Annotated in this window: 25 protein-coding genes and 1 pseudogene; 21 read left to right on the plus strand and 5 right to left on the minus strand. The window is 60.9% G+C overall.

Annotated features, from left to right (window positions below; genetic code table 11):
* Nucleotides 1-112: 112 nt before the first annotated feature.
* On the minus strand, nucleotides 113-1,063 hold the full coding sequence (locus tag P0D71_RS27065; protein ID WP_408293805.1) for a LysR family transcriptional regulator: 951 nt from the start codon (nucleotides 1,061-1,063) through the stop codon (nucleotides 113-115).
* A 130-nt stretch (nucleotides 1,064-1,193) separates the two neighbouring features.
* On the opposite strand from P0D71_RS27065, the gene P0D71_RS27070 reads away from it, so the two are divergent.
* From P0D71_RS27070 to P0D71_RS27100, 6 genes and pseudogenes are all read left to right on the plus strand, one after another.
* Nucleotides 1,194-2,624 (plus strand): sulfatase family protein, encoded by a 1,431-nt coding sequence (locus tag P0D71_RS27070; protein ID WP_408342165.1) that lies wholly within the window; start codon nucleotides 1,194-1,196, stop codon nucleotides 2,622-2,624.
* Nucleotides 2,625-2,681: 57 nt separating this feature from the next.
* Nucleotides 2,682-3,989, plus strand: coding sequence for an MFS transporter (locus P0D71_RS27075; RefSeq protein ID WP_408482998.1), 1,308 nt, complete (start codon nucleotides 2,682-2,684; stop codon nucleotides 3,987-3,989).
* Between the two features lie 157 nt (nucleotides 3,990-4,146).
* A pseudogene (locus P0D71_RS27085) lies at nucleotides 4,147-5,328 on the plus strand (FAD-binding oxidoreductase).
* Nucleotides 5,329-5,588: 260 nt separating this feature from the next.
* A complete protein-coding gene (locus tag P0D71_RS27090) occupies nucleotides 5,589-5,696 on the plus strand; it encodes a transposase (RefSeq protein WP_408483000.1) in 108 nt (35 codons plus the stop codon).
* Between the two features lie 57 nt (nucleotides 5,697-5,753).
* Nucleotides 5,754-6,020 (plus strand): IS66 family insertion sequence element accessory protein TnpB, encoded by a 267-nt coding sequence (gene tnpB / locus P0D71_RS27095; RefSeq protein ID WP_408483002.1) that lies wholly within the window; start codon nucleotides 5,754-5,756, stop codon nucleotides 6,018-6,020.
* 110 nt (nucleotides 6,021-6,130) lie between these two features.
* Nucleotides 6,131-6,313 (plus strand): hypothetical protein, encoded by a 183-nt coding sequence (locus P0D71_RS27100; RefSeq protein WP_408184331.1) that lies wholly within the window; start codon nucleotides 6,131-6,133, stop codon nucleotides 6,311-6,313.
* Between the two features lie 194 nt (nucleotides 6,314-6,507).
* Here P0D71_RS27100 and P0D71_RS27105 read toward each other — a convergent pair whose 3' ends face one another.
* The 4 genes from P0D71_RS27105 to P0D71_RS27120 form a co-directional block, all read right to left on the minus strand.
* Nucleotides 6,508-7,242 (minus strand): class I SAM-dependent methyltransferase, encoded by a 735-nt coding sequence (locus P0D71_RS27105; protein WP_408293821.1) that lies wholly within the window; start codon nucleotides 7,240-7,242, stop codon nucleotides 6,508-6,510.
* An 18-nt stretch (nucleotides 7,243-7,260) separates the two neighbouring features.
* Nucleotides 7,261-8,310: a glycosyltransferase gene (locus P0D71_RS27110; RefSeq protein WP_408184333.1), complete on the minus strand. Its 1,050-nt coding sequence runs from the start codon at nucleotides 8,308-8,310 to the stop codon at nucleotides 7,261-7,263.
* Nucleotides 8,311-8,415: 105 nt separating this feature from the next.
* Entirely contained in the window at nucleotides 8,416-9,699 is a 1,284-nt protein-coding gene (locus P0D71_RS27115) for a glycosyltransferase family 87 protein (RefSeq protein ID WP_408293823.1), read from the minus strand.
* A complete protein-coding gene (locus tag P0D71_RS27120) occupies nucleotides 9,696-10,937 on the minus strand; it encodes a glycosyltransferase family 87 protein (RefSeq protein ID WP_408184335.1) in 1,242 nt (413 codons plus the stop codon). The genes P0D71_RS27115 and P0D71_RS27120 overlap by 4 nt, the downstream gene beginning before the upstream one ends.
* A gap of 741 nt (nucleotides 10,938-11,678) precedes the next feature.
* On the opposite strand from P0D71_RS27120, the gene P0D71_RS27125 reads away from it, so the two are divergent.
* The 15 genes from P0D71_RS27125 (at nucleotide 11,679) to P0D71_RS27195 (ending at nucleotide 24,048) form a co-directional block, all read left to right on the plus strand.
* On the plus strand, nucleotides 11,679-11,918 hold the full coding sequence (locus P0D71_RS27125) for a hypothetical protein (RefSeq protein ID WP_408483004.1): 240 nt from the start codon (nucleotides 11,679-11,681) through the stop codon (nucleotides 11,916-11,918).
* Between the two features lie 93 nt (nucleotides 11,919-12,011).
* Nucleotides 12,012-12,182 (plus strand): Flp family type IVb pilin, encoded by a 171-nt coding sequence (locus tag P0D71_RS27130; RefSeq protein WP_408184337.1) that lies wholly within the window; start codon nucleotides 12,012-12,014, stop codon nucleotides 12,180-12,182.
* Nucleotides 12,183-12,317: 135 nt separating this feature from the next.
* Nucleotides 12,318-12,497 carry a Flp family type IVb pilin gene (locus P0D71_RS27135; protein ID WP_408184356.1) on the plus strand — a complete coding sequence of 60 codons (180 nt, stop codon included), beginning with the start codon at nucleotides 12,318-12,320 and terminating at the stop codon, nucleotides 12,495-12,497.
* Between the two features lie 109 nt (nucleotides 12,498-12,606).
* A complete protein-coding gene (locus P0D71_RS27140) occupies nucleotides 12,607-12,792 on the plus strand; it encodes a Flp family type IVb pilin (RefSeq protein ID WP_408184338.1) in 186 nt (61 codons plus the stop codon).
* A gap of 28 nt (nucleotides 12,793-12,820) precedes the next feature.
* Entirely contained in the window at nucleotides 12,821-13,357 is a 537-nt protein-coding gene (locus tag P0D71_RS27145; RefSeq protein WP_408184339.1) for an A24 family peptidase, read from the plus strand.
* 90 nt (nucleotides 13,358-13,447) lie between these two features.
* Nucleotides 13,448-14,845, plus strand: coding sequence for a DUF8689 domain-containing protein (locus P0D71_RS27150; protein ID WP_408483006.1), 1,398 nt, complete (start codon nucleotides 13,448-13,450; stop codon nucleotides 14,843-14,845).
* 37 nt (nucleotides 14,846-14,882) lie between these two features.
* On the plus strand, nucleotides 14,883-15,719 hold the full coding sequence (gene cpaB / locus P0D71_RS27155) for a Flp pilus assembly protein CpaB (RefSeq protein ID WP_408184341.1): 837 nt from the start codon (nucleotides 14,883-14,885) through the stop codon (nucleotides 15,717-15,719).
* A gap of 104 nt (nucleotides 15,720-15,823) precedes the next feature.
* Nucleotides 15,824-17,773: a type II and III secretion system protein family protein gene (locus P0D71_RS27160; RefSeq protein WP_408293833.1), complete on the plus strand. Its 1,950-nt coding sequence runs from the start codon at nucleotides 15,824-15,826 to the stop codon at nucleotides 17,771-17,773.
* A gap of 21 nt (nucleotides 17,774-17,794) precedes the next feature.
* A complete protein-coding gene (locus P0D71_RS27165) occupies nucleotides 17,795-18,106 on the plus strand; it encodes a hypothetical protein (protein WP_408184343.1) in 312 nt (103 codons plus the stop codon).
* A gap of 24 nt (nucleotides 18,107-18,130) precedes the next feature.
* A complete protein-coding gene (locus tag P0D71_RS27170) occupies nucleotides 18,131-19,384 on the plus strand; it encodes a pilus assembly protein TadG-related protein (RefSeq protein ID WP_408184344.1) in 1,254 nt (417 codons plus the stop codon).
* Nucleotides 19,385-19,423: 39 nt separating this feature from the next.
* Nucleotides 19,424-19,933, plus strand: coding sequence for a TadE/TadG family type IV pilus assembly protein (locus P0D71_RS27175; RefSeq protein ID WP_408184357.1), 510 nt, complete (start codon nucleotides 19,424-19,426; stop codon nucleotides 19,931-19,933).
* Nucleotides 19,930-20,394 carry a TadE/TadG family type IV pilus assembly protein gene (locus tag P0D71_RS27180; protein ID WP_408184345.1) on the plus strand — a complete coding sequence of 155 codons (465 nt, stop codon included), beginning with the start codon at nucleotides 19,930-19,932 and terminating at the stop codon, nucleotides 20,392-20,394. Before P0D71_RS27175 ends, P0D71_RS27180 begins: the two co-directional genes overlap by 4 nt.
* Nucleotides 20,395-20,420: 26 nt before the next feature.
* Nucleotides 20,421-21,629: a CpaE/TadZ family protein gene (locus tag P0D71_RS27185; RefSeq protein ID WP_408342145.1), complete on the plus strand. Its 1,209-nt coding sequence runs from the start codon at nucleotides 20,421-20,423 to the stop codon at nucleotides 21,627-21,629.
* A 21-nt stretch (nucleotides 21,630-21,650) separates the two neighbouring features.
* Nucleotides 21,651-23,018 (plus strand): TadA family conjugal transfer-associated ATPase, encoded by a 1,368-nt coding sequence (locus P0D71_RS27190; protein ID WP_408342143.1) that lies wholly within the window; start codon nucleotides 21,651-21,653, stop codon nucleotides 23,016-23,018.
* A 52-nt stretch (nucleotides 23,019-23,070) separates the two neighbouring features.
* Nucleotides 23,071-24,048, plus strand: a complete 978-nt coding sequence (locus P0D71_RS27195) for a type II secretion system F family protein (protein ID WP_408293845.1) — start codon at nucleotides 23,071-23,073, stop codon at nucleotides 24,046-24,048.
* Nucleotides 24,049-24,087: the final 39 nt, after the last annotated feature.

Below are 24,087 nucleotides of genomic sequence, written 5' to 3' on the forward strand. Positions count from 1 at the left end.
TAGGTCTGTCGATCACCGAATGACCTAATTGGGCCGATCAGCGGGCGTCCGTTCAGGCTTGGCGATCGACTCGTAAGCCGTCTTTCGCTCCGGGCCATTGGACCGGCTCACGTCAATCAGCTGTCGACCGGCATAGACGCTCCTGAACTGCGTTGACGCATTCCAGCGCGGCCGGCAACACGGAATTCACAGACGAAGTGCTATAGAACAATTGCACGGTCTCAAGAAAGCTCGCGCCAGGCAGGGCGAGGATGGCGAGACCGGCACGGCCTGCTCGCTTGCGCGCGACGGCCAGCGGCATTAACGCCAGAAACGGGTAGTTCGCCAACATGGTCTCGTTGGTCGGCAAGGAAATAGACTGCACGCAGCCATCGGGAAACGCGAGTCCCGACTGGGCCAGCCAGCTTTGCAAAGCGAGGTACGTCGGAGCCTCCTTCGGCGGCAGGATCCAGGGCGAACCGGCCAGGTCTTCCGGTACGACGTTTCTGCGGCTCGCCAGCGGATGATCTCGCCCGCACACCACCACGATCGGGTCGTCCATGATCGCGCGCGACGCAAAATCCCCTTTGCCGAATCCGACCGGCTCGGTGCGGCTCAACACGAAATCGAGTGAGCCGTTCGCGAGCAAGGGAAAGAGCCGGTCGCTAGTCGCTTCGTGCAACGCAACATTGACGTGTGGCGCGCGCCGCTTCAACTCAAGTATCAACTCCGGCGCGAACACCGGCAGCACAGTGGCGACCGCACCCACTGAAATTTTGCCGGAAAGGCCACTAGTGAGCGCGTCCACTTCGTAGCGTGCCTGCTCGAGTTGATGGAACACCTCTCGCGCGCGCTTCGTGAGCGTCTCGCCGACGGCCGTCAACTGAAGCCGGTTGCCGACCCGCGTCATGACCGACACGCCGAGGCCGGCCTCGAGTTCGGCAAGCTGTTTCGATATGGCGGGCTGCGTCACATTCAGCGTTTCGGCAACCAGCCGGATCTGGCCAAGACTGTCGAACAAGGTCAGCAGCCTTAGGTGGCTCAGTTTCAATCCGGCCTGAAAAAAACGCTCGATCGGGTCCACGGGGCTCCTCATTGCGAATAACTTATGGTTATGCGCATTCGATAAAATGTCAATTGCTTGTCATGCGTCCGCGTACCATCATCAAGCTCAGGAGACAGCCGCACTCACAGCGCGCCCTGACATACCCACCATGAATGCCACGAACATACTGTTCATTCTGTCGGACGAACATCAGCACAACTTGATGGGCTGTGCCGGCCACCCCTTCATTCACACACCCAATCTGGATTCGCTCGCTGCGCGCGGCACGCGCTTTTGCAACGCCTATACGCCGTCACCGATCTGTGTGCCGGCGCGTGCGAGCCTTGCGACAGGGCGCTATGTTCACGACATCCGCTGCTGGGATAACGCCATCGCGTACGACGGCGGCACGCCGGGCTGGGCGCAATATCTGACGGCGAGCGGCATGTTGACCGACTCAATCGGCAAACTGCATTACCGGAGCGACGCAGCGCCCGTTGGGTTCCGCCGTCAGCATCATCCCGTGCATATCCTCGATGGGATCGGCCAGGTCTGGGGCTCCGTACGCAATCCGCTGCCGCACACCATGGGCCGCTCACCCCTCTACGACAAGATCGGTCCGGGCCTGTCGAACTACAACCGCTTCGACATGCGCGTGGCCGATACGGCCGTCGAATGGCTCGGCGAGCAGCGCGGCAACACGAAGCCCTGGGTGCTGTTCGCGGGCCTCGTCGCGCCGCATTTCCCGCTGGTGGTGCCGCAGGAATTCCTCGATCTCTACGATCCCGACAACATCGAACTGCCGTTGCTGCATCCGTCCAGCGGTTATGCGCGGCACCCGTGGGTCGAACGGCAGGCGGTCCATATGGACCATGACGCCGCCATCGGCAGCGACGGGCGGCGCCGTCTTGCGATGGCCTGTTATTTCGCGCTGGTCACGTTCCTCGACGCGCAGGTCGGCAAGATTCTCGCAGCGCTGAAATCCAACGGTCTCGACGAAACGACCACGATCATCTACAGCAGCGATCATGGCGATAACCTCGGCAAGCGCGGCATGTGGAACAAATGCCTGATGTACCGCGAGTCGACCGGCGTGCCGATGATTGTCGCGGGCCCCGGTATTCCCAAAGGCAAGGTGTGTGAAACACCGGTGTCGCTGATCGATATCCAGAATACGATTCTGGAGCGCACCGGTTGCGCGGCACCCGGCAACACCAGCCCCGGCGAGTCGCTGGCAAAACTGGCCAATGCGCCGGATCGACCCGGGCGGCTTGCGTTTAGCGAGTACCATGCCGTCGGCTCGGAGACGGCGGCCTATATGCTCGCGGATGCCGACTACAAATACCATCACTACGTCGGCTTGCCGCCCGAGTTGTTCGATCTGCGCCGCGATCCGCAGGAGTTGCGCGACCTCGCGGCGTTGCCGGATTACGCGGGTGTCAAAGACCTGTTCGAGCGGCGTCTGCGGGAACTGCTCGATCCTGAAGGCGTGGACCGGCTCGCGAAAGCGGATCAGGCGCGTCTGGTCGAGGCGTTCGGCGGACGGGAGGCAGCGTTGCGAACCGGCACACCCGCGGCGACGCCCGTGCCGGTCGAATAGGATCCGGCTCAATAGCCGGTGCAGCACACAAGACAAATGATCGACGGAGACAACGCGATGGCCTCAGCAGAACTGGCAGCGACGGCGCATGAGCCGACGCGCCAAACCCGATGGAAGACGGTCATTCTCGCGAGCCTCGGCGGCTCGCTGGAGATTTACGACTTCATCATCTACGGCGTATTTGCCCGTGAAATCGCGCGACAGTTCTTTCCGGCCGCGGACCCGATCGCCTCCTTGATCAGTACCTTCGGCGTGTTCGCGATTGGCTATGTGTCGCGGCCGCTCGGCGGCATCGTGCTCAGCAGTCTCGGCGACCGCTTCGGGCGGCGGCTGGTGTTTCTCGTTTCCGTGCTGGCGATGTCGGCGTCGACTATCGGCATCGGACTGATCCCCGGGTACACGTCGATCGGCGTGATGGCGCCCGCGCTCCTGATTCTGCTGCGCCTCGCGCAAGGTTTTTTCCTCGCGGGCGAATTGCCCTGTTCGATCACCTATGTGGTGGAGGAAATCCCGCAACGCGCGAGTCTCGTGAGCGGGCTCGTCATCTTCTGTCTGAACTCGGGTGTGCTGACGGCGACGCTGATCAGCCTCGCGCTACATGCGGGCTTGAGCGCTGAGGCCGTGTTGTCGTTCGGCTGGCGGATCGCATTTATTTTCGGCGGCGTGATCGGGCTCGTCTCGTACTGGTTGCGTACCTCGCTCGAGCAATCGACGGAATTTCAGCGCTTGCGCAGCCATAAGGTCAAGCGTCCGTTCCGGGTCGTGCTGACGGAGTATCCGAAGCAGGTGGCGGTGGGCGTCGGCGTGGCGGGTATCGTGAATGCGTCGAACAGTCTGCTGTTCGTGGTGTTGCCGTCGTATATGACCACGGTGCTTCATATCTCGCCGGGTCTGGCGAGCGCCGGCCAGAATGTAGGCATTGCGACGATGTCGGCGTCGCTGCTGTTCTTTGCCTGGATCGGCGATCGGGTGGCGTCGCGTCATTGGCATCGCATCGGCTCGATCCTCATGCTGCTCGGCAGTTACCCGTTCTACCGGCTGATCGCCGCCCATGAAATCGATCCGGTCTTCGCGTTCGTCGTGATCGGTTTTGTCGGCGGGCTGGTCAACGGTTCGTATGCCTATCTGCTCGCGGATCTGTTTCCGACCAACGTGCGCTTTAGCGGCATCGCGTTGTCACTCAATCTCGCTACGGTCATCTTCACGGGCATCACGCCGCTCGTTGTGACCCAGTTGTTGCACAAGACGGGTTCAGCGGCTGCCCCGGGGCTTTTTCTGACCGGTATTGCCGTGATTGCGTTGGCTGCCGGATTGGGCTTGAAACGCTTCGGCGGACAGATCGGCCGCGCCTCGGAAAAGCGTTGATCGATACATGACACAGCAGACAAACGATATGACGGACCTGCAACGGACACTCATCGAGCAACTGGGCGAACAGTGCGTGTCGCTCGATGCGGGCGTGCTGGATGCGCACGCCGGCGACTGGAGCGAAGTCGAAAAGCGACGCCCGGAACTGGTGCTGATGCCGCGTACGCCGGACGAAGTGGCCAAGGCGCTCGGCGTACTCTCGAAGCTCCGCCAGAAGGTCGTCGTGCAAGGCGGCCTGACCGGTCTCGCGGGTGGCGCTACGCCACAAGCTGGCGAAGTGGCGGTCTCGCTCGCCAGAATGAATACGATCGAAGAGTTTGACTGCATAGGCGGCACGATCACGGTTCAGGCAGGCATCGCGCTCGAGCAATTGTAAACGCACGTGGAAGCGCAGGGATGGTTTTTTCCGCTTGATCTGGGCGCGCGCGGCTCTTGCCAGATCGGCGGCAATGCGGCGACCAACGCAGGCGGCAATCGCGTCGTGCGCTTCGGCGTAATGCGCGATCTGATTCTCGGCATGGAAGTCGCGCTCGCGGACGGCACCGTTCTTTCGATGATCAACAAGGTCACCAAAAACACCACAGGCATCGATCTGAAACAACTGTTCATCGGCTCCGAAGGCATTCTCGGCGTGATCACCCGGCTCGTGTTGAAACTCGAGCCGAAGCCAACCGTGTCGAATACCGCCTTGTGTGCGCTTGGTTCGTTCGATGCCGCGACACGGTTGCTGAAAGAGCTGCGGCGCCGTTTACCGGCGCTGTCGTCGTTCGAATTGATGTGGGACGATTACATGAGCGCCGCAATGGAGATCGGCGCACTCAAGGCGCCCTTCGCGAACCGCTCACCGGTATACGCGATTGTCGAAACGTTGGGCGCCTCGGAAGAAAGCGAGCGACGAGCGCTCGAAGAAGTCCTCGAATATGCGCTCGAAAGTGAAATCGTCGATGACGTGATCGTCGCGCAGTCCCTCGACCACTCCAGACAGCTATGGGCGTATCGGGAAACCATCGGCGAATTGCTGGTCCGCCTGGCACCGCATGCGGCGTTCGACGTGGGCTTGCCGCTCATTGCGATGGACCGCTTCGTCACAACGATGAGGGAAGCGCTGACGTCGCGTTTCCCGGATCAGACTCATCTGTTCTTCGGCCATCTCGGCGACGGCAACCTGCATCTACTGTCGGGTCCGTACGCTGAAGCTGGAGCAATGCAGGAGGTGGAGCGGCTGCTCTATGAGGGGGTGCGAGCCGCCGACGGATGTATTTCCGCCGAGCACGGCATTGGTGTAGTCAAGCAGGAGTTCCTCCATCTGAGCCGGTCTCCTGAGGAGTCGACCTGATGCTCAAGCTGAAAGCCTTGCTTGATCCGTGCGGAATACTCAATGGCGGCCGGGTAGTCAGTGAACTCGCTTTTCAGTCAAGCGCCAGGAATATCTAGCGTCTGTTGTACTCCAGCAGACGGCCGTTCGGCCGCCATGCGTCGAAGGGCAGCTCCGGGTCGCGAGTACTCATTCACTCGCATCGGCATCTGACATTCAAGGCTACGGGGCGCCCGAATTACCCCCGGGAGCTTCGTGAGCGACTGGCAGCGACCGCTCGCGTGCCGGGCGTATCAATCGCAAAACTGGCTCGGCGGAATGGCATCAACGCGAACATGCTGTTCACCTGGCGGCACGATCGAGATCCGGATCGGTCCTGCGGTGGTTAAAGTGGACGGCCTGGTTGACGCGGATATGCTGCGGATCGTGCTGGATAGTCTGCGCTCATGATCTCCCTACCGGCAGGCACGCGCATCTGGATCTCTGTGGGCGTCACTGATATGCGACGCGGGTTTCAGGGGTTGGCAGCGAAGGCGCAAACAGCGCTTGAGGAGAATCCGCTGGGCGGCTACGTCTACATCTTCCGCGGCCGTCGGGGCGATCTGGTAAAGATTCTCTGGGCCACGGAGGACGGAATCTGGCTGCTCGCGAAGCGGCTTGAGCGAGGCCGTTTTTTATATGGCCCAAGGCCGACGGTGGTAAGGTCCATCTGAGATCTGCGCAACTGTCGATTCTGCTTGAGGGTATCGACTGGCGACAGCCGCTTCGCACTTCCGCACTATCGATGTTGTAAACCGCGCGGCGGACTCGTCAACCATGGCGCATGTCGAACGGCGCCGATCTCCCTGACGATATCGAACTGCTGAAGGCCTTGCTGGTCGTGGCCCATAGTCTGCTTGCCGAGCGCGATGTCGAGATTGGGCGGTTCAAGGCGCAGATCGCGTCAGTCGAAATTAAATTCAGCTTCTGGTTTAATTCTGAAAAAATCGACCACCTTCTGGTTTAAGCGGACAAGCCGAGACAGATATCTAGCCGCAGATTACCGTTCGGCTTTTCCTTATTTTTTCCAGATTTCGCTTTATTCGACAGGTGATGACTAATAAAACCAACGTGCAATATCAGCACGACCGCCACGCCGACGATCCGCATACACCGAAGCCGAACGGTCTTATCAACCCAGCGCCGTTTTCCACGGGGATGTCACTTCGCCGTCAGCACGGCGAGCAGCGACACGCCGCACGGCAATGTACCCCGCGAAACCCAATGACGCTCTGCACTGAAAATCCGATAGAGGAGCATGTTTAGAGCCGCGGCTGGCGTGGCATCGCCGCTCGACCGGTCGTGCTTGAGCAGACGATCGATCAAGCGCACGGCAATCGCCAGCGGAAGCAACAGCGCGTTGAAGTAAGTCATGCGTTCGATTCGATAGCCTGCTTCGTCGGCGCACGCCGCAAGGGCCGCTCGACTGTAGCGTCTATGGTGGTGAAGATAGACGTCGTGCGCGCCCCACAACCATTGGTATGCCGGCACTGTCACGACGATTTTTCCGCTCGGGGCCAGGGTTTCCCGCATACGCGCAAGCGCGCCGACGTCGTCAGCGATGTGCTCGAGGCAATCGAAGAAACAGATCAGGTCGAAAACTTCGCAGTCGAAAGGCACATCGTCCGGGCAACGCCCCGCGCGAACATCGAAACGTGCTCCGGTGCTTTTTGCCGTCAGCATCCGCGCCGTCTCGTCCATCTCCAATCCGCTCACGCTGCCGAACTCGGCCAGCATTTCGAGGTTACCGCCTGTGCCCGAACCGATTTCGAGCACACGGGCGCTCGACGGCAACGCAAGTCGGTTCAACACCGAACGCACCACATCGCGCCGACCGCGGAACCACCAATGTTCGGCCTCGGTCTCGGCCATCTGAAGATAAGCATCAGGGGACATGATTCATACCTCCACAAATCAACGTCCAGCGAAGCGCACGCGCTTACGCGAGGATTCGAGCCGCAATGTGTTCGTCACGCGTGAACTGTTGCGCCCGACAGGCAGCGTGCTGACCTTGCTATTTTCCTGATAGCGGCGGCGCACGAGATAGACTGGCCGCCCTTTCGTCTCGTAGTAGATTCGGCCGATGTATTCGCCGACCACGCCGATTCCCACCAACTCGATACCGCCCAGGAACAGCATCACGGAAAGCAGTGACGCGTAGCCCGGCACTGGGTTGCCGAGCCAAAGCGTGCGCCCGATGATGAAGCCGCCATACACAAAAGCCACCGTGGCGATCGCAAGCCCAATATAGCTCCAACTCCGCAGCGGCACGGTGCTGAAACTCGTAATGCCCTCGAGCGCAAAATTCCACAGACGCCATCCGGAGAACTTCGAATGACCAGCGCTGCGTGGTTCGCGCTGGTACTCGACGATCACTGTCCGATAGCCGACCCAAGCAAAGAGTCCCTTCATGAAGCGCCGCCGCTCCGGCAGGTTTCGCAATGCGTTGACGACCTGGCGGTCCATCAAGCGGAAATCACCGACGTTTTCCGGAAGCTTCACTTCCGATAGGGCATTGTGAACACGATAGTAGATCGCGGCGGCGGTACGTTTCGCGAAAGTGTCGCACGCCCGATTGGTCCGTTTGGCAGCGACAACTTCCGCCCCCTCCCTCCAATGTTCGATCATGACGGGAATCAAGCTCGGCGGATCCTGCAGATCCGCGTCGATCGGGATCACCGCATCGCCCCACGCCTCGTCGATCCCGGCCGTCAGCGCCGCCTCCTTACCGAAGTTTCGCGTCAAATCGATCACACGGATGCGCGTATCGCGCGCGCTGGCAGCGATCAACTTGTCGAGCGTGCCGTCGCTGCTGCCGTCGTTGACGCAGACTATTTCGAACCGCGTCGACGCGATCCCCTCGAGCACCGGAACGATTTCGCTAAAGAATTGGCCGACCGCCTCGCCTTCGTTGTAGAACGGCACTACTACTGAAATCAGCTGCATATTATTTTGTTCAAACATGATTGCCTCCCCGTAAATCCGATTTGATGTCATGAGCCGGTCCGGGCCTTCAACGCATATCGCGCACGTTGACTACCGCCGTTTCCTTCTCTGTTTTAACGGCCGTCACTCGACCCCATAACGCTGGAAGACCGGGGCCGCGCGTCCTTCCAGCACGATGCGCCGCACCAACAGTCCGAGCGTTGTCAGCGAGATCCACGGCAAGAACTGGAAGAGCCCGCAGGCAACGATCAACATGCCCCCAAGCGGGGCGACCCAGAGCACGGCCAGCCATTCCCGCTCACCTCGCTCCCAACCCGCGACCAGCGCATGCCGGCAATACCACGCGATCAAGACACCGAACCATGCGAGGTCGTAGTCGTAGAGATAGGGGCTCATGAGCAGGCTTGCACAGATCAACGTTGCCGCGCGCAGTGAATACGCGCATTCCCGGCTCCAGGCGTAACAGACGGCAGCTGCGGCGAGCAATGCGCACGCGCCTTGCGCTGCGTAGGCGAGCACAGCCGGCGCATGGACCAATGTAGCGAACGCGAATACAGTCGGCACGCGTGCCAGCGTGGCGTGCGCTGACTCGATGCTGTAAGTGGCAATTCCGGTGTTATGCAGGAATGCGGTTAGGGTTTCCGCGCCGAACGCGAGCAAAGCCAACGCAAGTGTGGTCCCGGCCGTCAGCAAGAAAGCGGCGAGCGCGCGCCACGAACGCGAGCACAGTAACGCCAGCGGAAACAGCAGGACCAGTTGTGGCTTCATGCAGAGCAGGCCCAGACAGACCCCTGCAGCAACCGGCCGGGTGCGCAACCACACAAGGCCAGACCCAGCAAGCGCTGCTGTCAGCAAACCGTTCTGCCCGACGCTGATGACGAAAAGCGCACCAGGAAAGAACAGCACCGGCAGCATGGCGTGCCGGTCCGGCACGATGGCCCGGATCACCTTTACGAAGAGCACATATGCGCCACCGAGCCATAACACCGCGGCTGCCTTATACGGAAGCAGCGCGAGTGGAACGATCAGCAGCAGCGTGTTTGGCGGATACAGCCACGGCAGGATGCCATTGACGGTGCCCAGGTACGGCACCGTGCGGATCTCGATGACAGACAGCGCCTGAATGTTGTACGCGTCGACTGCGTGCCCGTGCAATGCAAGAACTGCTGCACTCCAGAACGGCAGGAAATCAACGACGAATGGACTCATGCCGCTCACCTCATTCTGCCGGCTCAGCCGGATCAGATAGATTGCGATGAACAACGCATAGCATCCAAATACGATAATCGGGTATAGCCGCAGACGGTTGGCGTTGAGCCAATGCGGACGCCTCGCCGGCCCCGCTGCGTGCAATGGAGGAAACGGCCGGCATTTGCGCGACGCGCGGCGCAACACGTTCATGTTCATGCCGCCTCCTGCTTATCGAGCCGCACACGCTGAACGATAGTAAGCAAAACGATCAACAGGACTAGCGGCCCGACTTGCGGCAGCTGCATCAGCCGATTGACGTACTCGTATAGCGGCAGCAGCCACGCCAGCACCAGAATGACCTGCTCGCCACGCCGCCAGCCCTTTTCCAGACCACATACCGCAAGGCAGGCAAGCGCCACGCCGAGCCAGGTCAATTCGTAGAACCATAGATAGGGGTTGGCAAGCATTGTCGCCACGGCCAACGCGGCGGCTCGCAGACGCAGATCGTCTGTGAGTTTCCACACATAACATGCGGCCACCGCCGCAATCAGTGCGACGCCGCCTTGCGCGACATAAGCCATGGTGACCGACGCGTCAGCGAGGCGTAACGCGGCGAACGGGGTCGGAGAAGCAAACCAGTACTGCATGCGGCTCTCGAGCACCATCTCCCGCGCGAAGCTCGTGCTGGCTGCGAACGCGTGGAGCGATTGAGTGCCACACACCAGCACACTGAGTGCTCCAAACGCCGCTGCGCTGATCGCCGCTACCCACATGGTTCTCCACGCACGCGCAGCGATCAGCACCACTGGAAACAGCACCGCCAATTGCGGTTTGATCGCCAGCAAGCCGATGCAGATACCGGCCAGTACGGGCTTTTTCTCGGCCCAGCGAACAGCGAAGGCCATCAGCGCAGCGGTCAATAGCGCATTCTGTCCAATGACGGCTGCGACATAGACACCCGGGTATGCCAGCACGACGAGCATCGCAATCCACGGGCGGCGAAAGTGCGCGGAAATACCGCTGACAGCTAGCGTGCCTGTAGCGAACAACCAGGCGCTGACGCACACGAACAATAAATAGCAAAAGGTGTAAGGCAGAAGAGCAAGCGGTGTGACGAGCAGCAATAGCGTTGGCGGATAAAGCCACGGCAGAAAGCCATGATTCACATACGCACCAAAAAGCGCTGATTCTGCCCGTGCAAAAGTAGGGTAATCGTAGACCGCCGCCGGTGAGCCGTTCAACATCATGTGCGACGCGGTCCAGAACACCGAGAAGTCGACGCCCGGCCGGGTGACATCGGTTGCCATGAAACCGCTGCTGGACCAACCCCATGCCGCCAGTACGATGATGTTCATCACCAGCATCGCGCAGCTGTACAGCAGCACGCGTTCACGTGTCAGCCAACTATGGATGCGACGTTCGGCGCCGAACGCTCCCCGATCTGAAAAGTACATGATCCCCGCCTCGCACGAAAGCCGGATATTTTTTTTCATCCGGTCTATCTGATTTTTTGTTTCTATTCCTAAGCGAACGAATGGTTCATCGCACGCTTGTGGTCGGATTCATTGTTGTAGGAAATACGTTGACTTTCAAGCCATCGTTTTCCTCACAGGCAGCGGCACCCGTCAAAAACGCGCGCCACGGGTCAAATTCGACACGTTTTTTCCTGCCCTGGATGTGACGCGTTTCAACTTTGAAACGATTTGGACTCAGAGGACTATGGAAATGCCGCCGATTTCGTCGACGCAAGCGTTCGCACCGGACTAGGGTAAGTCCCAAGACATTTACCGCTGCGCAAGGAACGGCGGGCCTCTGCGGGATTTTTTACCGGACCGATTTCCTCCGGAAATTGTTGCAGATTAGAGCCAACCTGTGCGCCAAGGACGAGAGCGAACCATGATGAAACTGGCCTCACGCCCGTATTTCCTCGCGTTTTGAGAAGCTGGCCCGGTGCTTGCAAAGGAAAGAGCGCGGAAGTCGACGACGTGACGACCGTTGCGATTCAGGCAGCAGGTGCAAGGGAGATCCTGAAAAACGCAACTGGAGTCAGCCACGGGGAAGTTTCTTCACATACGCAGCTGCAACTATCAAGACAGCGCGGATGGCAGGAGAACAGATGGTGGTCGCCGACTAACTAGCGGGCTCCGGCTTAGGCCGGAAGCCAATAACGAGCAATAGAAGTCGAGGACCAAGACATGAAGATCAATCAAATAAAACGACAGGATTGCCGTCGCTACGGCGACACCGGTCTCACGTTCCCTGCAGCACCCACGTCGTTCATTCGCCGCGCGCATCATCGCGCCGCCAACGATATCCACGGACCCTGTGCCTGGCAATTCGCCAGACACGCGCTCCGCAATCTGTTCACTCGCAGCAACTCTTCCGGCCAGATTGGCTGGCACGCATCAGTGTGCACGCCGGCGCGGCCGACCTAGACTCTGCGCCCTTCTTTTTCGCAGTGCCTGTAGTACCTTCCATCAGCCAATTCAGGCCGATGGCTTTTAATTAGCTATCCAAAGGAGTTGACCATGCAACATATCATCGACCATGCCAAGCGTTTCGTTCGTGACGAAGACGGTGTAACCGCCATCGAATACGGGCTGATCGCAGCCTTGATCGCTGTCGTGATCATCGGCGCCGTAACGACCGTCGGCAACAAGCTGAATTCGGTCTTTACGACGATTGGGAATGACCTATAAGCCGCGCGCCGACGGACGATTTCGATGCGTTGATTCGTCCGTCTCCGCCGGGCTTTCCATTCTGACAGCGCTCTACAACCTACATAGGAGAGGGCAATGAATGCGATGAGAGAAGCGGCACGATTCGTTACGCTGATGCAGTCCTTCCGGATTGACGCAGCCCGCATCAAACGTTTCGTGTCGGACGAACAAGGTGTGACGGCCATCGAGTATGGCCTTATCGCCTCGCTAATTGCGGTGGTCATCATCGGTGCCGTAACGCTAGTCGGGACAGACCTGAACGCGGTGTTCACCACGATCGGAAACGACCTGTAGAGACGGGATTTGACGGGTGAGCGGATTTCCGTCTCTCCCGTCTTCCCAGAAATCATTGGGTGTTCAACCGTCGAGCGAATCCGACGACGAACCAATTCGGGAGATAGCCATGTACGCATGGAGAGCCATTGCAAGGCAATTGCTGCGGGATGACGGCGGCGTCACTTCGATCGAATACGCACTGATCGGGTCGCTCATTGCAGTGACGATCCTCGGCGCGATCGCCACGCTTGGCAGCTCCTTGGGCAATCTCTATCAGCGCATTGCGACCAAAGTCGCGACGGCGCTTGGATAAACGCAGACGAACCGAATCGAGACTCGCCATGTTTCTGCCCCCACAACCCATTCCGGCATGCGTGATCGCCCTGGCTATCGTAACGGCCAGCACGGATCTCACATGCCGTCGGATTCCGAACCGCATCATCGCAATTGGCCTCGCCGCTGCATTTCTCGTGCAGGTCTGGTTGAACGGTCCGCTTGCCGGTAGTGCGCACTGGTTAGCGGGTGCCCTGACCGGTTTCGCGGTGTTGCTCCCCTTCTATCTGCTACGGGGCATGGCGGCCGGCGACGTGAAACTGCTCCTGACGATCGGCGCCTGGGTCGGGCCGGCGATGACCGTCCGTATCGCCTTGGCAACATTCGTTGTTGGTGGGATCTGGTCGCTATGCGTCACCCTGCGTCGCGGTCGTACAAGGCAACTGTTCGTGAATCTCTGGTGCATTGTAAGCAGCGCGTGGCGCCCCGGACGACAGATGGCCGGGAATCCTCAGTACCAGCAGATCGAATCGGTTGGATCACTGCCCTACGGTGTCGCCATTGCCGCTGGCACATTAGGTGTGTTGTTCGCATCGGCTGCATAGCCGAGGAAATCCGGGGTTGCCGCCAGCATGGACAGCCAGAACTTTACAGCCTGTGATGCCGGTCACAAACCGGTCCAGGAGAACAGAGCGATGAACCAGCAGAACATTGAAGGCGGGAGTGTCGCACAGGTTACGCACCTCCCCGATCCTGCGCCGTCGTACAGCCGTCATGCGGAGGAATCCACCGTGTCGCTGCGTGCTCCGCGCACGCTCACAGAGACCGGATTGCCGCAGGAGTTCGTGGCGCGGCTCGTACTCAAGTCCGTCCTGCTGCACGGCAAGTCGAGTTTCGCGAATCTCGCCGAGCGGCACAAGCTGTCGGTGGGCGTACTGGACGACGTGCTGGCATTTCTCGTGCGCGAACATCTGGTCGAGATCACCCACCGTGGTGCGAATGACATCGACGTGCAGCTTCGCCTCACGGACAGTGGCCGCAACCTCGCACAAGACGAAATGACACGCTGCAGATATTGCGGCCCTGCTCCCGTCGCGTTCGACGGCTATGCAGCAAGCGTGCGCGAACATTCGATTCGTCGGGTCCGCATCACGCAAGGCGATGTAAGTTCGGCCTTTCGCGACGTGGTCATCGATTACGCGCTGCTCGACGCAGCGGCGACATCGCTCAATGCTGGGCGCCCCCTGATGCTGCACGGCCTCGCGGGCAGCGGCAAGACCTTCCTCGCCGAGCGTCTGGGACTGCTGCTGCGCGGCAATGTGCCGATTCCCTACGCGCTCTACGTCGGCGGCGAAATCGTGCAGCTTTACGACCCACTCGTGCATCGCGATGCGCCCGAGCAAAGTCAGACGCAGGTGGCGGACCGGCGCTGGCGCATGTGCCGCCGCCCGGTAGTGATCTCAGGCGGCGAACTGACGCTCGAAGCGCTCGACCTGCGCCATGACGCCACGGCCGGCTTCTACCAGGCGCCGCCGCACATGAAAGCAAACATGGGGCTGTATATCGTCGATGATCTTGGGCGCCAGCGCATCGCGCCTCACGACCTGCTCAACCGTTGGTTGATGCCGCTCGATCGGGGCGTCGATCAGTACACGCTGCAATCCGGCTCGCGCTTCATTGCCCCTTTCGACGTATGGCCGGTGTTCTCCACCAATTTCGCTCCGACACAATTCGACGAAGCATTCCTGCGTCGTCTCGGCTCGAAGCTGTACGTCGGCCCCTTATCGGTCGATGACTATCGCGCCGTCTTCAACGCGCGTTGCGCTGCCCTCAAGCTCACTGCAGTGCAGACCTCATTCGACTACCTGCTGCACAACCTGCATCTGCCGAGCGGCAAACCGTTCCTGGCCTGCTATCCGGGCGATCTGCTCAGTCTGGTCTCCGCCACGGTGCACTACCGCGGCGCGGCGCGGGAAGTGACGGGGGAAGGACTGCGCGAAGCATGGCACAGCTATTTCGGCACCGCGATGGACCACGACAGTACTTACCCACCTATGACCGACCGGCCGGGCCAGCAGTTGGCAGTCGGTTGACCGGCAAGTATCCAATGACCTACGCAGGAGTATCACCATGAAAAACAGTCGCGCTTTAGTCATGTTGGCCGTCGCCATGGTGGCCGGTCTGGCCGCCGTAGTCTTTGCTTCTCGATGGCTGATACAAACCTCGTCGAACGCGGTTACGCCCATCGCGGTCGCGGCGGGCGACGTCAGTCTCGGCGAGCCGCTCAATGCCAATCTGATTCGCACCGTCAACTGGCCGACGGGAAGTGTGCCGCCTGGCGCGTTCACGGATCCGAAAGCGCTCGAGGGCCGTGTGGTGCGTGCGAGTCTCGGTCGCGGCGAACCCGTGATCGAGTCGAAGCTCGCGCCGATCGGCACCAAGGGCGGCCTCTCCGCCGTCATCGGTGAAGGCAACCGCGCCATCACGGTCCGCGTCAACGATGTGGTCGGCGTAGCGGGCTTCGCCCTGCCGGGCAACTACGTCGACGTCATCGTGAATACCCAGGAGCCGGGCAAGAGCGACGCTCAGCAAAGCATCTCGAAGATCGTGCTGGAAAAGATCCTCGTGCTCGCCGTGGCCCAGCAGGTCAATCGCGACGACACGGCGCCAAAGGTCGTCAACGCGGTCACGCTTGAAGTCTCGCCTGACCAGGCAGAAAAACTCGACCTGGCGCGCAGCGTCGGCACGTTGTCGCTGGTGCTGCGCAACCAGGTTGACAAGGCGACGCTACCGACCGGCGGCGCCACGAAGATCACGCTGCTAGGCACGCCGGTAGCCGCACCAGCCTCGGCACCCGCAGCTTTGCCCGCGCGGCCGGCGCGCGTGCACTACGCCGCACGACCAGCGGCGAAGCGAGATTGCGTCGGCGTGCTCTCGGGTGCGTTGGGCAGTGTGGAATGTTTCTAGGGCGGACGCGGCGGCATCTGCGAAGACGAGCCGCCGCAGTTGACTCAACCAAGGCAAATAACTGAAGTCTCGATCGACCGAAGTCGAGAAACGGGGGCAGGAAAATGAAAACGAAACTGAGGTTCTCAACCGGTGGTGCGATGCGTAGCCGTTCGCTGAGCGGCGTCGTTCTCACCTCGGCGTTGTGCACCGGATTGCTCGTTGCACAAAGTGGCACGGCGCAGGAGGCGGTCGAGGGCCCGGCGCTCGAGAAGGCCCGACCGAATACGCCGCTGCCGGCGGGCCGTGCGCCAATACCGATGATGGTCAGCATGGCGCCCATGCCGGCTGGCGGGGCAGCCGGCGCATCCGTGCCGCTGCGCGGCCCGAACTGCACTGGCGAGGTCCACGAAGAAACCAGCGTGGTCGTGCCGGTCGGGAAGTCGACACTCCTGCCTCTCGCAGAACCGGCACGCAACCGTACGCTCGGCAACCCCACGATCGTGCAAGCCACGCTCGTGTCGCCACGCACACTCTACCTTGTCGGCATGGCTGTCGGCACGACCAACATGATCGTTCAGGGACGCAGCGGCGGATGTCAGATTATCAACGTGATTGTCAACATCGACGCCAACGGCTTGCAGCAATCGCTTGGGCAGTTGTTGCCCGACGAGCGTGGCATCCGTGTATCGACCGCTGCGGGCAACCTGGTTCTCGGGGGGCACGTGTCGAGTTCGCCGTCGGCCCAACAGGCGCTGGAGATCGCGAAGGCGTTTGCGAGCGCACAGCCGACCCAGCAATCGCAGAACGGGTCCGGCACCCTTGGCAACGGGACCAACGTGAACCAGCAGAGTTCGAGCACCAGCAAGCCGGCCGAGGTGATCAACATGATGACGGTGGACGCGCCGCAACAGGTGATGCTCGAAGTCAAGGTCGCCGAAGTGTCGAAAACGCTCATCAACCAATTGGGCTCGGCGCTCAACATCCAGGGCGGCTTCGGCTCATGGAGCGGCGTGCTCGTGAGTAACCTGCTGGCCGGCGTATCGAGCCTCATTTCGGGCAGCAAGGCGAACAACCGCCCATTAAGCTTTGCCATCGATGCGCAGAAGACGGACGACCTCGTCAAGATCCTTGCCGAACCGAACCTCGTCGCCATCAGCGGCCAGGAGGCCACGTTCCTCGCAGGCGGGAAAATCTTCATTCCGGTGCCGCAAAGCAGCAGCACGGGGGCGACGACCATCACTTTGCAGGAAGAAGAGTTCGGTGTCGGCCTGAAGTTCACGCCGACCGTGCTCGCCAACGGCCGAATCAGCCTGAAGGTCGCACCTGAAGTATCCGAGCTGTCGCCGACCGGCATCACGCTCAGCGCGACCAACGTCAGCGGTGTGTCGATTCTGCCGCTCATCACGACGCGCCGTGCTTCCACGATGGTCCAGATGAGCGACGGCGAGTCGTTTGCGATCGGCGGCCTGATGAAGAGCAATGTGACAGGCGCGCTGAAAGCCATTCCCGGCATCGGCGAAGTGCCCGTGCTCGGCGCTCTGGCGCGCAGCACGTCATTCCAGCAGGACCTCACGGAACTCGTGTTCATCATCACGCCGCATCTCGTCAAGCCGCTGCAGACTGCCGACCTGCCACTGCCGACTGACAGCTTCTCGCAGCCGAACGAGGCTGACGTCTACGCAACCGGCAACATGGAAGGGCGTCACCCGAAAATGCGTACCGCGCCTGCCGGCACTCCTCCGGCCGCTTCACCCATGCCAGCCCCGGCTTCGGTGAACCCACCGGCGCCGTTGCCCTCGCCCGCACCGGCGCCGCAACCGCCAACCGGACCCGTCGCAACGGCGTCGCCGCAGTCCAGCGCGCAAGCGGCAGCGCTCGGCGCCGACCGGCCGCGCCTCATGCCGGATGCCACGGCCGGGACTACGGGCCCAGCGGACACACCGCCATCCGCGGAGACCGGAAAAACGGCCCGCGCCACCCGCATCGAAAGCGCCGCGGCAGGGATCGCCTCCCGCAAGGGTCGGCAAGACGTCGCGAACGCGGACGCTTCCAATCACGCGATCGAACATTGATGTGATGCCAAGGGGAATCTCATGAAACACGAACACTTTGCTTTCGCACGCTGGGCCACGCTCATCGTGCCGGTCTGCGCAGCGCTGGGCGGTTGCATGTCCAGCACACCGATCTGGGACGCGCATTTTGGCGAGGCACTCAAATCCGTCACTCAGGCGCAGATCATCGATCCGCACGCGGCTCAACATGCGCAGTCGGCTCAGGGTCTGGACGGCAAATCCGCCGCAGCGGCAATGGGCAACTACGACAAGTCATTTCAACAACCCGCACCCTCGCCGAACGCGTTTGTCATCGGCGTCGGAAGCGGGGGCGGCGGGGCCAGCGGTCAATAAGAACAATATGCACCGGGGGGCAACATGCGTAGCGTCAATCAATCTGGCAGGTGCGGTGCAGCTCGTCGAGGCGAGCGCGGCGCAGTGTCCATCATCGTCGCGTTGTCGCTCGTGGCGCTGATCGGCTTCGTCGGCCTTGCACTCGATCTCGGCAAGCTGTATGTGACCCGAAGCGAGTTGCAGAACAGCGCCGATGCCTGTGCGCTGGCCGCCGCACGCGATCTCACCGGTGCAACAGTCAATCTGTCTGTCTCCGAGGCGGCCGGCATGACTGCCGGCCATCTCAACTACGCGCTGTTCCAGAGCGGCGCCGTGCAGATGACAACAGACAGCAGCGTGCTGTTCAGCGATTCGCTGAACAATCCGTTCCTGCCCAAGAGCTCCGTCGCCACGCCGGCAAACATCAAGTACGCAAAATGCACGACAGCCAAAGCCAATATCGCAAACTGGTTCATACAGGTGCTTGGCGCGTTCAGCGGCACGAGCATAGCGAATGCCACCGTTTCCGCCACGGCCGTCGCAACTGTCGGCGCCGCGCAAACCACCTGCGCGATTCCGGCGTTCATCTGTAAGGCAGGAACCGAAACCACGCCACCGACAGCAGGCGAAACGTATACGGTCGGCCAGTGGATCGCGTCAAAAACCGGTGCGTCGCCGGCGTTCGGCCCTGGCAACTTTGGATGGGCCGCCCTCGACGGCAGCAATAGCGCCAATTCCATCAAGAATGAATTAACCGGGAATTATTGCGCTCTGCCCGCTGCCGGCGCGAACATCGGCTCGGCAGGCAACATGGTCGCCGACTCGGGCGCCTGGAACACACGCTTCGGGATCTACGGCACCTCGTACAAGGGGCCAGCCGACGGCGCACCCGACTTCACCGGATATGCGTACACCGCAACGTCGTGGCCCACGCTGAAGGACGCATACAGCAACTTCGTCAGCAAACGTCAAACGTTTCAGCCTTACCAGGGCGACACGCTCTCCGGCTCCAACACCAAAGGTACATACAGCGCGAGCAACTACCCGCTCGGTGCCGACCGGCGTCTCGCGCTTGCGCCCGAACTGGACTGCGGGGTGCTGGCAAGCAGCCACCAGGCTCCGGTCATTTCCTGGGACTGTGTGCTGATGCTTGACCCGATGGACTCCGGTGGCAACCCGGGCCCGGTCCATCTGGAGTACCGCGGTTCGTCGTCGGCACCGGGAAGCCCGTGTGCGACGCAGGGTGTTCCTGGTTCCGGCAGCTCAGTCGGCCCGCAAGTACCAGTGTTGCTTCAATAGGGGACTGTCATGAACAAACGCTCCAGCCGTCCAGCACGCATGCGCGGTGTCGCCGCCGTGGAATTCGCCATCGTGCTGATACCGCTCGTGACGCTCGTCGCCGGCGTGGCTGAATTCGGCCACGCAATTTACCAGTACGAAGCGCTCACAAAAGCCACCCGCAATGCTGCTCGCTATTTGTCCACTTACCTGCCGTCCGACAGCGCCTACCCACTCGCACAGGCGCAGTGCCTCGCCGTCTACGGCAGTACGACCTGCGCGGCGCCGGGCAGCGGCGCGGAGCTCGTAGCAGGCTTGACGACCGCGATGGTGGTCGTGTGCGACAGTGCTCACACGACCAATTGCGCCGATGCCTCGGACCCCGCGCAGTTCACCAACGTCCCGACGTACGACAACGACAACGGAACCGGTCCTTCGAACGCAGCCGGCAGCATCAACCTCGTCGAGGTCAAGATCAAGGGGTATCCGTACTCACCGATCCTGACCTACTTCAATCTGTCGCAACTGACGTTCGGCAACATCGTCACCGTGATGAGGCAAGTGTCATGAATCCGAGCCCTCTTTCCCGGTCACCGCGACTGCGCGCACAACGCGGCGCGGCCGTGGTGGAATTCGCGCTGGTGGCAGGCATCTTGTGCACCTTACTGATCGGCATTTGCGAAATGGGCCGCGTGCTCTTTTACTGGAACACGGCGAGTGAAGCGGTCCGCCTCGGCGCACGCACCGCCACGGTTTGCGACGCCAATGCCGCGGTGATCAAAAGCAGGATAACAAGCCTGCTGCCTCTGCTCGCCGCATCCAATGTGGCGGTCACGTATACACCGTCCGGTTGCGATTCCGACGCCACCACGGCACGCAGCACGTGCACGTTGGTCACCGTCAGCGTCACCAACGTCAGCGTGAAAACCATGATTCCGTTCGTGCCCCTCACGCTAAAGATGCCACCGCTCACGACCACCCTGCCGCGCGAAAGTCTCGCAACGTCGACGGGCGGCGCCGTCTGTCAATAACACAACACACCCAGGCAGCCACGACCATGATCAATATTCTCATTGCTTCGGAAGACGCCACGCGATTGGCCAAAATCGTGAATCTGATCGGTGAATGCGGCAACTATCGCACGACCCGCGTGGCCGGGAGACCATCCTCGCTCGTTGAACGCGGCGACAGTCTGGACGCCTTCGACGTGCTGATCGTCGATGCAGTGTCACTCGAAACCGCCGAACTTCCGGTCGTCGGCAAGCTGTGCAATCGACGCTCCCAGGTCACATCCATCCTGCTGATTCCAGATGCGTCGCCGCAGACGCTGATCGAAGCCATGCGGGCCGGTTTTCGCGACGTGCTCGGTTGGCCGCTCAACAAGGCTTCGCTCGGTGAGGCGCTGTCGCGCATCGAGAGTCAACTGGCATTGACTGGCACACATGAAACGCAAATCGTCTCATTCCTGTCCTGCAAGGGCGGAGCGGGCACCAGCTTCATCGCCAGCAATGTGGCTCATGCGATCGCCGATAGCCAGCAAAAACGCGTGCTGCTGATCGACCTCAACCAGCTTTACGGAGATGCTGCCTTTCTGGTCACCGACGAAAGACCACCGTCGACGTTGCCGCAGGTGTGCGCGCAGGTGGAGCGGATGGACGCGGCCTTCTTCGATGCCTGCCTCGTCCACGTGAGCGACACCTTTCATATCCTCGCCGGCGCGGGCGATCCGATCAAGGCATCTGAGATCAAGGAAGAAAGGCTCGAATGGATTCTGGGCGTCGCCGTTCCGCGCTACGACATGGTGATCTTCGATCTCGGACAATCGATCAATCCGCTCTCCATCGTGGCGCTTGACCGCAGCAATCAGATCCATCTCGTCTTGCAGGCGAGCATGCCGCACGTACGCGCAGGCCGCCGTCTCCAGGAGATTCTGGCGTCGCTCGCGTATCCGCCTGACCGTACGCGGCTGCTTCTGAACCGTTACACGCGCCATCAGGAACGCGCACGGACCGCGCTCGAGGAGGTTCTCGGCATGCGTCCCTATCAGATCATCCCGGAAGACGCCGACACCGTGTCGGAATCAGTCAATCACGGCGTGCCGGTAGCGAAGCTGAGCCACAACAGCGCGGTGTCACGCAGTCTGCTTGCGCTCGCGAACAACATCGTCAGCCTTTCAGCGGGATCCGAAGAGGCGCGCGTCAAGGCTGAGCCGCTGCTCAGCCGCTTCTTCGGACGCAGCCCGGCACCAAAGCTCAAGGCTATGTAACAGACACCATAGGAGACCATCATGTCGCTGCGTGAACAGATTTCCGCTCAACGCGTGCAGCCGTTCGGCGAACGCGAAAACGGGCAGCACTCGCCAAACCACATGGCACGGACCGCTTATCAGACGCTGAAACGCGAAATACATCAGTGCGTGCTCGAGCGAGTCGAACTGGAACGTCTGGCGCGAATGCCGCCTGAACAGGTCCGTCACGAAATCGGTGCGCTCATTACGCGCATTCTCGAAGAAGAAAAGGCGCCGGCCAACGATCTCGAACGGCGGCAGCTGGTGATCGACGTCTACGACGAGATGTTCGGGTTCGGCCCTCTGGAAAGCCTGCTGCGCGACCCGACGATATCCGACATTCTCGTCAACACGTACAAACACACCTACGTCGAACGAAAAGGCCGACTCGAACTGACCGACGTGAAGTTCTACGACGACGCACACCTGATGAAGGTGATCGAGAAGATCGTGTCGCGCGTGGGACGCCGGATCGATGAATCGAGCCCGATGGTCGACGCACGGCTTCCAGATGGCTCACGGGTAAATGCAATCATTCCGCCCTCCGCGGTGGACGGACCGCTGCTCTCAATCCGGCGGTTTGCGGTCAATCCGCTGCAAATCTCCGACCTCATCGACTTGCAGAGCCTCACACCGCCGATGGCGGAGGTGCTCGATGCACTGGCGCGCGCGAAGGTGAACATTCTGGTGTCGGGGGGAACCGGCAGCGGCAAGACGACGCTGCTCAACGTCCTGTCGGGCTTCATTCCGGACAATGAGCGCATTGTGACGATCGAAGACGCGGCGGAACTGCAAATGCGGCAACAGCACGTGCTGCGGCTCGAAACGCGGCCACCGAATATCGAAGGGCGTGGCGAGATCACGCAGCGCACGCTGGTGCGCAATGCCCTGCGGATGCGACCAGATCGCATCATCCTCGGGGAGGTGCGCGGAGCCGAGGCGCTCGACATGCTCAACGCGATGAACACCGGTCACGAAGGATCGCTTGCCACTATTCACGCGAACACCCCGCGCGATGCGCTGACACGCCTCGAAAACATGATCAACCTCGGGGGCCTGTCGCTGCCGACCAAAACCATGCGTCAGCAGGTTTCATCGGCCATCTCCGTTGTGGTTCAGGCAGCGCGGTTGACCGACGGCCGACGCAAGATCGTGAGCATCCAGGAGATCACCGGCATGGAGGGAGACATCGTCAACATGCAGGAAATCTTCACGTTCAAGCGAACCGGTGTCGATGAGAACGGTATCGTGCGTGGGCGGTTTTGCGCAACCGGCGTACGTCCAAAGTTCGCCGAACGCTTGCAGGCATTCGGCGTCGCGTTGCCCGACCAGACCTACGACCCGGGGCGGCACTTTGAAACCACGTGATCCGGCTGAACCGATCCGCTCTTTTTGAATCGCGCGGTCTAAGGAGACCTGCATGAACCCGATCTTCTACGCATTCGCCGTCTTCCTGTTCCTCGCAGTCGTTCTCGCACTCGAGGGCGGGTACCAGTGGTGGAACAATCGTCACGGCCCTGCAGCCCGCCGGATCGAATCACGTATTCGCGCATTGTCCGCTGGAGGTCAGGTCCACAAGGAACGTTTGACGATCCTGAAGCAGCGCATGTTGAGCGAGTCGGAACTGCTCGACAAGCTGCTGATGCAAATGCCTCGCATCCAGACGCTCGACCTGTGGATTCAGCAAAGCGGACTGAAGTGGTCGATAGCGCGGTTGATCGGCACGACCTTCGCTCTGCCTGCAACCGTACTCGCTCTGGCCACATTCACGCCCGTACCGACGATGTTCGCGGTACTCGCGGCCCTGTGCACGTCGGTACTGCCGTTTCTCCATGTGAGCCGTCAGCGCAGCAAGCGGCTGCGTCAACTTGAACGCCAGTTGCCCGATGTCGCTGACATGATTAGCCGCGCGCTACGCGCCGGACATGCGTTCTCCAGCGCCATCGGCATGGTCGGCTCTGAGTTCGCCGAGCCGATGGGTGCCGAATTCCGCATCACGTTCGACGAAATCAACTATGGCGTCTCACTGAACGAGGCCTTGATGAACCTCGCTACACGCGTACCGATCCGCGATCTGCGTTACTTCGTGATCGCGGTCCTCATTCAGCGGGAGACGGGTGGCAATCTGGCGGAAATACTGGACGGCATTGCAATGCTGATCCGCGAACGGCTGAAGCTGTTCGACAAGATCCGCGTGCTGTCGGCCGAAGGCAAGTTGTCGGCGTGGATACTTGGCCTGCTTCCGTTCGCCACCGCGGGCTTCATGATGGTCCTGAACCCGACTTTCCTCGACGTACTGTGGCAGGACCCGGCCGGCATCAAGATCATAGAGGCTGTGGTGTTCTCCATGTTTTTCGGCGTGCTGTGGATGCGGCGCATCGTGAAAATTCGCGTCTGATAGAGCTTCTCACATGCTCGCCGCGGAACAGAATATTTA

The organism is Paraburkholderia sp. RL17-383-BIF-A, from assembly GCF_046028015.1.
Taxonomy (GTDB): Bacteria; Pseudomonadota; Gammaproteobacteria; order Burkholderiales; family Burkholderiaceae; genus Paraburkholderia.

Bases quoted from the DNA above. Each gene is read 5' to 3' on its own strand.
- P0D71_RS27160 (WP_408293833.1), top strand. From the start codon at position 15,824: ATGAAAACGAAACTGAGGTTCTCAACCGGTGGTGCGATGCGTAGCCGT.
- P0D71_RS27100 (WP_408184331.1), top strand. From the start codon at position 6,131: ATGTCGAACGGCGCCGATCTCCCTGACGATATCGAACTGCTGAAGGCC.
- P0D71_RS27180 (WP_408184345.1), top strand. From the start codon at position 19,930: ATGAATCCGAGCCCTCTTTCCCGGTCACCGCGACTGCGCGCACAACGC.
- P0D71_RS27120 (WP_408184335.1), bottom strand. From the start codon at position 10,937: ATGTACTTTTCAGATCGGGGAGCGTTCGGCGCCGAACGTCGCATCCAT.
- P0D71_RS27110 (WP_408184333.1), bottom strand. From the start codon at position 8,310: ATGTTTGAACAAAATAATATGCAGCTGATTTCAGTAGTAGTGCCGTTC.
- P0D71_RS27135 (WP_408184356.1), top strand. From the start codon at position 12,318: ATGCAGTCCTTCCGGATTGACGCAGCCCGCATCAAACGTTTCGTGTCG.
- P0D71_RS27150 (WP_408483006.1), top strand. From the start codon at position 13,448: ATGAACCAGCAGAACATTGAAGGCGGGAGTGTCGCACAGGTTACGCAC.
- P0D71_RS27145 (WP_408184339.1), top strand. From the start codon at position 12,821: ATGTTTCTGCCCCCACAACCCATTCCGGCATGCGTGATCGCCCTGGCT.
- P0D71_RS27115 (WP_408293823.1), bottom strand. From the start codon at position 9,699: ATGAACATGAACGTGTTGCGCCGCGCGTCGCGCAAATGCCGGCCGTTT.
- P0D71_RS27175 (WP_408184357.1), top strand. From the start codon at position 19,424: ATGCGCGGTGTCGCCGCCGTGGAATTCGCCATCGTGCTGATACCGCTC.
- P0D71_RS27130 (WP_408184337.1), top strand. From the start codon at position 12,012: ATGCAACATATCATCGACCATGCCAAGCGTTTCGTTCGTGACGAAGAC.
- P0D71_RS27195 (WP_408293845.1), top strand. From the start codon at position 23,071: ATGAACCCGATCTTCTACGCATTCGCCGTCTTCCTGTTCCTCGCAGTC.
- tnpB (WP_408483002.1), top strand. From the start codon at position 5,754: ATGATCTCCCTACCGGCAGGCACGCGCATCTGGATCTCTGTGGGCGTC.
- P0D71_RS27075 (WP_408482998.1), top strand. From the start codon at position 2,682: ATGGCCTCAGCAGAACTGGCAGCGACGGCGCATGAGCCGACGCGCCAA.
- cpaB (WP_408184341.1), top strand. From the start codon at position 14,883: ATGAAAAACAGTCGCGCTTTAGTCATGTTGGCCGTCGCCATGGTGGCC.
- P0D71_RS27190 (WP_408342143.1), top strand. From the start codon at position 21,651: ATGTCGCTGCGTGAACAGATTTCCGCTCAACGCGTGCAGCCGTTCGGC.
- P0D71_RS27140 (WP_408184338.1), top strand. From the start codon at position 12,607: ATGTACGCATGGAGAGCCATTGCAAGGCAATTGCTGCGGGATGACGGC.
- P0D71_RS27170 (WP_408184344.1), top strand. From the start codon at position 18,131: ATGCGTAGCGTCAATCAATCTGGCAGGTGCGGTGCAGCTCGTCGAGGC.
- P0D71_RS27070 (WP_408342165.1), top strand. From the start codon at position 1,194: ATGAATGCCACGAACATACTGTTCATTCTGTCGGACGAACATCAGCAC.
- P0D71_RS27185 (WP_408342145.1), top strand. From the start codon at position 20,421: ATGATCAATATTCTCATTGCTTCGGAAGACGCCACGCGATTGGCCAAA.
- P0D71_RS27165 (WP_408184343.1), top strand. From the start codon at position 17,795: ATGAAACACGAACACTTTGCTTTCGCACGCTGGGCCACGCTCATCGTG.
- P0D71_RS27125 (WP_408483004.1), top strand. From the start codon at position 11,679: ATGAAGATCAATCAAATAAAACGACAGGATTGCCGTCGCTACGGCGAC.
- P0D71_RS27105 (WP_408293821.1), bottom strand. From the start codon at position 7,242: ATGTCCCCTGATGCTTATCTTCAGATGGCCGAGACCGAGGCCGAACAT.